The 7,254-nt window shown below is 51.8% G+C and carries 7 protein-coding genes; 1 reads left to right on the top strand and 6 read right to left on the bottom strand.

Annotation, left to right across the window (positions count from 1 at the left end; genetic code table 11):
• Positions 1-135 precede the first annotated feature (135 nt).
• The 6 genes from ACTS3T_RS11085 to ACTS3T_RS11060 form a co-directional block, all read right to left on the bottom strand.
• Positions 136-1,095, bottom strand: coding sequence for a YHYH protein (locus tag ACTS3T_RS11085; protein WP_377963763.1), 960 nt, complete (start codon positions 1,093-1,095; stop codon positions 136-138).
• Between the two features lie 231 nt (positions 1,096-1,326).
• Positions 1,327-2,166 (bottom strand): aldo/keto reductase, encoded by an 840-nt coding sequence (locus ACTS3T_RS11080; RefSeq protein WP_377963765.1) that lies wholly within the window; start codon positions 2,164-2,166, stop codon positions 1,327-1,329.
• Between the two features lie 137 nt (positions 2,167-2,303).
• Complete coding sequence (gene lysS / locus ACTS3T_RS11075) at positions 2,304-3,854, bottom strand: lysine--tRNA ligase (RefSeq protein ID WP_377963767.1); 1,551 nt, start codon at positions 3,852-3,854, stop codon at positions 2,304-2,306.
• A gap of 66 nt (positions 3,855-3,920) precedes the next feature.
• The gene (locus ACTS3T_RS11070; protein ID WP_377963769.1) at positions 3,921-4,871 is read right to left on the bottom strand and encodes a methylenetetrahydrofolate reductase; all 951 of its coding nucleotides are present in this window, start codon (positions 4,869-4,871) and stop codon (positions 3,921-3,923) included.
• A gap of 207 nt (positions 4,872-5,078) precedes the next feature.
• Entirely contained in the window at positions 5,079-5,633 is a 555-nt protein-coding gene (locus ACTS3T_RS11065) for a GNAT family N-acetyltransferase (RefSeq protein WP_377963771.1), read from the bottom strand.
• 19 nt (positions 5,634-5,652) lie between these two features.
• Positions 5,653-6,414: a substrate-binding periplasmic protein gene (locus ACTS3T_RS11060; protein WP_377963773.1), complete on the bottom strand. Its 762-nt coding sequence runs from the start codon at positions 6,412-6,414 to the stop codon at positions 5,653-5,655.
• Positions 6,415-6,873: 459 nt separating this feature from the next.
• On the opposite strand from ACTS3T_RS11060, the gene ACTS3T_RS11055 reads away from it, so the two are divergent.
• The coding region (locus ACTS3T_RS11055; RefSeq protein WP_462934953.1) for a hypothetical protein at positions 6,874-7,254 on the top strand (381 nt) is incomplete at its 3' end.

Below are 7,254 nucleotides of genomic sequence, written 5' to 3'. Positions count from 1 at the left end.
CTCTAAAGCTATATTTCTTTTTGTCAGCCTGAGAAACTTCAACAAATTGACGTTATTCAGCCGACAGAAAATCAAAGTTTGCTTCCCGTTTGAGACAAAAAGGCTATCGCTAACGCTTTGGGTTTCCACAAGTTTCTAAAGAGGGCGGGGAAAACGGGGGCTAGGCGGTCGGCCTGCAGGGGGTCGGCCCGCAGGACGCCCTGCAGGAGAGGGCTGAAAGCTGGCACTAGGCGTACCGCGAAAGTAGCGCGAAATAAAGGGAAAGGTTTCGGTAATGTAGTAGTGGTAAATGCCGTTAGGGTATTCGGGGGTGACGCCAAATCGTCCGTTACATTCATCTAAATCGCCCGTGCCGACAAACTCATAGTCCTGCCAAAAAGTGCCATCGTAAACGCCACCAGGCCCGGTAGGTCGCTGGCCTGATTTGAGCTGATAGCCGGGGCGTATCCGGCGCAGACCGCTAGCGGCATCCATAGGGTCGCTATAACCATATGGGCCATAGATGGGAAACCCGTCAGCAGCATAGCCCAACAGCCACAACTGCTGCCCTGCCCCGCCATGCGCGAGCAAACCCAGCGGTAAACCGTGATAATGATAGGCTCCGCTGGGCTGTACATGGGCGTTGTTGGCATCTAACCCCAAATTGATTTGGCCAGAAAGGGCTTCATATTGCCAATTGCGATCGCCCTGCCAAAACTCACCTGCCCCCGGTTCAAACACCACTCCATTAATAGCTACCCCAAAAGCCCCCAGCCGATTAAGCGTAATTTGCGGTGCTAGCTGGGGCTGTGCCGCCACCTGAAACCGATAAGTCTGTGGCCGTATGCGGTTAGGGTTGCCAGCATTGGGAAAAGTCCCCGTCGGATGGTCTGGAATGCCATTGGCAACAATATAGCGCCAGCCGCCCTGAGTATAAATGCTTACTTCGCTATTCCAGAGGGGATGATCTTGAGCGATCGCCAGTTGGCGACGACCCAAAACGGTAGTGGCCCAAAAGCCCCCTGCCGCCAGTATCATCCGTCTCGAAAATCGTGGCCTTGTCGGTAGAAGATGTGCCCATACAGCAGCAGGGCGCAGATGAGAGGGGGAAGGCATAAGGAAGTCTCCGCAGCTTAGCCAGTGAGGCAAAGTGTCCCTCAATTATTGCCAGCCACCTTTCTCAAGGGTTCAGTAAAAGCTCTGAACTCAGGTAATTCTACGGAAGGCTTCTAACCTTGGGTGATGCCCAAGTTGCCTTTATAGCCGATCGCTAAAGTTGCCAGATCGACCAAAACTGCATCCGCAATCGTAGGTACCTTACAGCATCAAAGCTGAAAATACTTGTGTTTAAGCAGCTTCGGCTGGCGGCTTGTCCCAGTCGGGCGCAAGTCCTTCAGGAGAAACTAAGCGGCGATCGCCCCTGAGCTGATCAATCGCTGCCATCTCGTCTGACGTTAGCTCAAAATCAAAAATCTCAAAATTCTGGCTAACATGCTCTGGATTGCTCGATCGCGGAATGGCAATAACGCCTTGCTGAATCAGCCAGCGCAGCGTCACCTGCGCCGCATTTTTGTTGTGCTGCTGGGCAATTTGTTGCAGCGTTTTCTCCTGAAAAATCCGGCCTTTGGCAATGGGGCGATAGGCCGTCGTCATCATATCCAGCGAGTGGGCAGCGGCAATCACCCGGCTTTGATCCAGATAAGGATGATACTCCACCTGATTGGTCACCAGCTTGCCTCGACCGCAAATGGCGATCGCCTGCTGCATCAGCTCAATAGTGAAGTTGCTCAAACCAATAAAGCGAGTTTTGCCCGCCGATTGTACCGCCATCAGGGCTTCCAACGTCTCGCGTAGCGGGATATCTGGGTTGGGCCAGTGGAGCAACAGCAGGTCGATATAGTCTGTACCCAACTTGCTCAAGCTTTCGTCCACCGACTGTATGAGCTTTGGCCGACTAAAGCGATCAGGCCAAACCTTGGTGGTTAAAAAGACGTGGGCACGGGGCAACCCCGAGGCTAAAATGCCATGTCCGACTTCAGCTTCATTATCGTAGGCTTGAGCGGTATCAATGTGGCGATAGCCAACTTGCAGAGCGTGCCTGACAATTTCAAAAGCAGTCTCACCCGTTAGCTCATAGGTTCCTAGTCCCAACACAGGGATGTTGCCAGCGGCAGCGGCAGTTGTCATAGCTTTTTATTAGCGTGCTACAAAGCCGATGCTAACGTTGCGGCTGAGGCGATCGCCTCTCTCTAGAGAGGCGATCGCCTCACCACTGGGGTATAACCTGCCTACGGGCGTGGCTGCCCTCTCACGCTGAAATAGATCTACTCGACCTCGGCTTTTTCCTGCCGCAAAAGCGGAAAAGCAATGACATCGCGAATGCTAGCAGAATCAGTTAGTAGCATCACCAGGCGATCGATGCCAATACCCTCGCCACAGGTGGGGGGCATGCCATATTCAAGCGCCATCAAAAAATCTTCGTCTACCCCGTGTGCCTCTAAGTCACCCGCCGCCTTCCGAGCAGCCTGCAGTTCAAACCGTTGACGCTGATCGAGCGGGTCCGTCAACTCCGAAAAGCCATTAGCGGTTTCGCGCCCAACAATAAACAGCTCAAAGCGCTCAACCAAACCGGGCTTACTGCGATGCGGTTTAGCTAGCGGCGACACTTCTACCGGATAGTCCATCACAAAGGTAGGCTGAATCAGCGTCGCCTCTACTTTTTGCTCAAAGGCTTCGTTTAACAACTTGCCGATCGAGTCTACCGCTTCTAGGTGAATGAGTCCGGCAGCGGTGGCAGCGGTTTTGGCCTCTGCTAGCGTGGCGAACTGCTTAAAGTCTAACCCCGTCGCTTCTTTAACTAAGTCATGCATGGTGACTTTGCGCCAGGGCGGAGCCAAATCCACCGTTTCGCCCTGATAGGTAATTTGCAACTTTCCTAATACCGATTGGGCTACGGTTGCAATCATATTTTCCGTCAGCACCATAAAGTCGTTGTAGTCGGCGTAAGCCTGATAAAACTCGATGCTGGTGAATTCAGGGTTGTGGCGGGTAGAAATGCCTTCGTTGCGAAAGATGCGGCCAATTTCAAACACTTTTTCAAAGCCGCCCACAATCATTCGCTTCAGGTGTAGCTCCGTAGCGATCCGCAAAAACAAATCCATTTCCAGCGTGTTGTGATAGGTGACGAAAGGCCGCGCTTCGGCTCCCCCCGCTTCGCTTTGCAACACCGGAGTTTCAATTTCTAAAAAGCCGCGCTGCTCGAGATAGTGGCGAATACCTGCGGTGATCAGGGCGCGACGGCGAAAGGTTTCGCGCACTTCTGGATTCACAATTAGATCGACATAGCGCTGACGGTAGCGTTTTTCGACATCGGTGAGGCCGTGCCATTTGTCGGGTAGAGGCAGCAGCGCTTTGGTGAGGATGGCGTAGGTTTGAACGTTGACCGAAAGTTCGCCTTTCTCCGTGCGGCGCAGCGTGCCTTTGACACCGAGAATATCTCCCACATCGCTCAACTGCTTCAGATGGTTAAAGGCGGCGGCATCCGTTTCAGCCATGCCTGCCTCAATTGTCTTCTTATCGAGATAAAGCTGGATGGTTCCAGTTTCGTCTTGCAGGTTAAAGAAGGCTAGCTTGCCAAAGACGCGACGAGCCAAAATTCGTCCGGCGATCGCCACTTCCGTCTCAACCGACTCACCATTGGGCAAATCAGCAAATTTAGCCTGCAAATCAGCCGCCGTATGGGTAGTTTCCCAGCGATAGCCGTAGGGGTTGAATCCAAGTTCGCGAAGCTGCTGAACTTTTTCGAGACGGGTAGCGCGAATGTCTTCTAAGCTAGAGGCGCTTTGGGCAGCCGAACGCGATTGATCTGAGGCCATTAGAGTCCTGACGAATTCTGACAAAGTCTCATTATAGAAAGGGATGGCCGCGTCGCGATCGCTAAATTATGACACCGGATCAGCGATCGCCTCAACCGGAGCGACCCCAGCTAAATCCAAAATTTGCGGAATCAAATCTTCTCGCCGGACGGCCATTAAATGAACCCCCTGGCAAAGCTGACGCGCCGCTTGCACTTGTTCTGCCGCAATTTTCATGCCTTCAAGCAAGGGGTCGGTGGCAGCCGCAAGGCGATCGATCGTAGCCTGGGGAATTTGCACCCCTGGCACACAGCGATTGATAAACTGGGCATTTTTGGCTGACTTAAGGAGGAAAATACCCGCCAGAATGGGGCGATCGCAGCCTGCCGCAATCTGATCCATAAACTTTTCTAGCCGCTCAAAGTCTGAAATTAACTGACTTTGAAAAAACTGCGCTCCGGCTTCGAGTTTACGCTCAAATCGCCGCTGTAAGCCCGACCAACTCCGCGACTGCGGATCAACCGCCGCACCGACAAATAAATCAGTAGGCTGATCGGTTAGCGGTTTTTCGTTAATGTCAAAGCCGTGGTTAAGCTGGCGAATCAGTTGCAACAGCCGCACCGACTCTAGATCAAACACGCCCCTGGCCTCCGGATGATCGCCTGCTTTGACAGGATCACCCGTTAGCGCCAAAATATTGCGAATGCCCAGCGCATAGGCTCCCATCAGATCAGCTTGTAGGGCAATCCGATTGCGATCGCGGCAGGCCATCTGGCAAATGGGTTCAATGCCGTGCTGTAGCAAAATCGCCGCCGCTGCCAGAGATGACATGCGCATCACCGCCCGACTGCCATCGGTGATGTTAATAGCGTGAACGCGCGGCTGGAGGCACTGCGCCATTTCAACCATGTGGCTGGGATTGCCGCCCTTAGGTGGCATGACTTCAGCTGTAATTAAAAATTGCCCCGACTGGGCGGCTTTGCGCCAGCGATGCAACGCGGGACTAGCAGGCGGTGAGCTAAGCTGAGCGGCAGTCATTAACGGTAGATTTGAGGGTAAAGGCGGTTAAACCAAATTGCTAAAAGCTGTTTGGTCAGTATAACTTTTCTATTGATCGACTGATCCCAAATCTAGCTTTCCCTAGATTGGCAGCGCCGTTCTATTGTGAAGATAGCCACCAAACGGGTCGGTGACGCTGGCCAAGGCTCAACAGTTGAGACTACAGCTATAACAAGCCAGGTGAGTTCAGCAGTTGGAGTGGCTGTTGGGCGGGTTGACGCTCCCAGCAGCCGACAACGGTGAAGTTAGGGTCTGACGGTATTCTGCTTGCAAAATCGACATCACTAGCAGTGACTCAAAGCCCTGCTCTGTTTTGATACATTCCCTTAAAATACCTTCGGCGACAAAGCCTTCCTGTTCGTAGAGATGTTTTGCTCGGTGATTGTAGACCTTTAGATCAAGCCAGAGACGGTGCGCGTTGTAGGTTTCAAACGCCAACTGCTTGGCATATCGCAGCGCCGCCCGACCGTACCCTCGGCCTTTGTCAGCAATCACCAGGCGGCAAAGCTCTAGATTGTGGTTTGGGTTGGTTAGCCCCGCCATAATCAGGTACCCCACGGCTTGGGCGTCAGCCGTTCGCTCTAGGATAAAGTGAAGTTCATCCGCCTTTTGCAGACAGCCTAGATGACGCGATCGCGGCCAGCCCACCACAAAACGGGCATTGTCAAGATGCTGCTCAGTCGCTAGGACAAAATCTACATCTGTCTCAGTCGTATGGCGAAATCTGATCTTTGCCGACATATTCCCCTTATAGGTTGGGTTAAAAGGGGCAGGGCTTGTAGGGAATCCACTGAGTCCACAGTTTAGCTAAGGTGCCCTCGGCAATTAGCTGATTCAAGCCGTAGTTAAGCGCATCTAGCAGTTCTCGATTACCCGGCACCACACCAATACCAAAGGGCATTTGGGTAGAAATTTCGAAAGCAACCCGTAAGTCGGGATTCATTGCTTCAACCGCGAGCAGCAGCAAGGCGTCGTCAAGCACCGCATCAATGGTTTTGGCTTGCAGCGCTTCAATCATCTCTGGCAATAGGCGATCGCTGCCGGGAAATTCTACAATTTCCAAATCGGGTAGCTGGTTAATTAAATCGAGTTCCGTACTATCGGCACTGGCTCCCAAGCGAACCTCTTTCAAATCTTCAACGGCTTCGATCGTGCTCTCATCTCGTACCAGAACAGCAACATCAAAGCGACCATAGGCTCGGGTAAAGTCAGCCCATGCCCGTCTTTTTTGGGTGACGGGTTGACTAAACCAGACAACGTCGTACTGGCCTGAACTAAGCTGGCTATAAAATTTGTCCAGTGGGAAGTCGTACCAAACAGGCTCCAGACCCAGCTTTTCACAAACGGCTCTAGCTGTCGCCGGTTCGTAGCCCAAACGCCTGCCCTCGTCCATATAGCTCATGGGACGAGCATCAAATCCGCTAGCGATAATACGCAACTTTCCCGGCTGAACGGTTGAAAGCGAAAAACTGCCGTCCATTTTTCTGTCAGATGCTGCCACGATCGGTCTCAGAGTTTCCATAGTGCCCTCTGTTTCCGTTATTTAAACCAATTTACCAAGACTTAATCCAATAGCAGAAGCAGTGGCCTACCCCTCACAAAAATTTTGTACTGCATTTACACAAAATACCCGTTGACTTTATCAGGTTAACGCCGCTGTCTAAAAGCTGTCTAAAAATAGGCTGAATTTTGGGGATGAGTTTGGCTGGGGATCTAACAGGGTTGTCGCTTCATTATTTCGACTAAAACTTTGAGCCTAAATACGCTGAAACTTTAAGTTTTTAGGCGGTGATAGAGTTTTTTTCAGTAGAATTTCCCATAAGTCTTGAATCAAAACAATAACTCTCTTTGAGTTCTATCAGGCTACAGTGCCAGAGCCAGCGGCTCAGGGTTAAGCTAGCTGTAAATCTGTTTAGTTTTAATTCTCTATAAAAACTTTGCCCCCGCTATCAGCGCTTAATCTACTTCTGGAGCGATGTTTATGACTTCTGTGCAATCCGGTGTGTCAGATACCTTGCTAAAAACTACCAGCCAGATTGGCAGGCTACTGTGTGCCCTGGTTTCCATGAGCATCGCGCTACCGGCTGCCGCGAGTATCGGCAGCCTTAATTCTTTTGATCAGCAGGTACCTTTAGAACCTGCGATCGCTCCAGAGAGCAACGTCATTCAGCTAGCTCAGGTTGAGCAGACACTGATTTTCTTTGAAACAGACGACTACGCCGTTCGCGTCTTATCGCGAGGGGACGAGGGTTTGTTTATGAATGTGTTTAATCAGCGCACGGGGATTCAAGAGCAAAATGGCGTACCTGCCACGGCTTTGCCCCGTCGGGATGGTGAACCCCTGAGCTACCTCAGTAGCAGC

The sequence above is a fragment of the Almyronema sp. genome, from assembly GCF_052168255.1.
GTDB classification, from domain to species: Bacteria; Cyanobacteriota; Cyanobacteriia; order Phormidesmidales; family Phormidesmidaceae; genus Sphaerothrix; species Sphaerothrix epifaneia.
The sequence above is the reverse complement of the archived record's forward strand: the minus strand, read 5'-3'. Positions and strand labels throughout refer to the sequence as shown.

Coding starts and splice junctions, on each gene's coding strand:
- ACTS3T_RS11085 (WP_377963763.1), bottom strand. CDS start 1,095: ATGCCTTCCCCCTCTCATCTGCGCCCTGCTGCTGTATGGGCACATCTT.
- ACTS3T_RS11080 (WP_377963765.1), bottom strand. CDS start 2,166: ATGACAACTGCCGCTGCCGCTGGCAACATCCCTGTGTTGGGACTAGGA.
- lysS (WP_377963767.1), bottom strand. CDS start 3,854: ATGGCCTCAGATCAATCGCGTTCGGCTGCCCAAAGCGCCTCTAGCTTA.
- ACTS3T_RS11070 (WP_377963769.1), bottom strand. CDS start 4,871: ATGACTGCCGCTCAGCTTAGCTCACCGCCTGCTAGTCCCGCGTTGCAT.
- ACTS3T_RS11065 (WP_377963771.1), bottom strand. CDS start 5,633: ATGTCGGCAAAGATCAGATTTCGCCATACGACTGAGACAGATGTAGAT.
- ACTS3T_RS11060 (WP_377963773.1), bottom strand. CDS start 6,414: ATGGAAACTCTGAGACCGATCGTGGCAGCATCTGACAGAAAAATGGAC.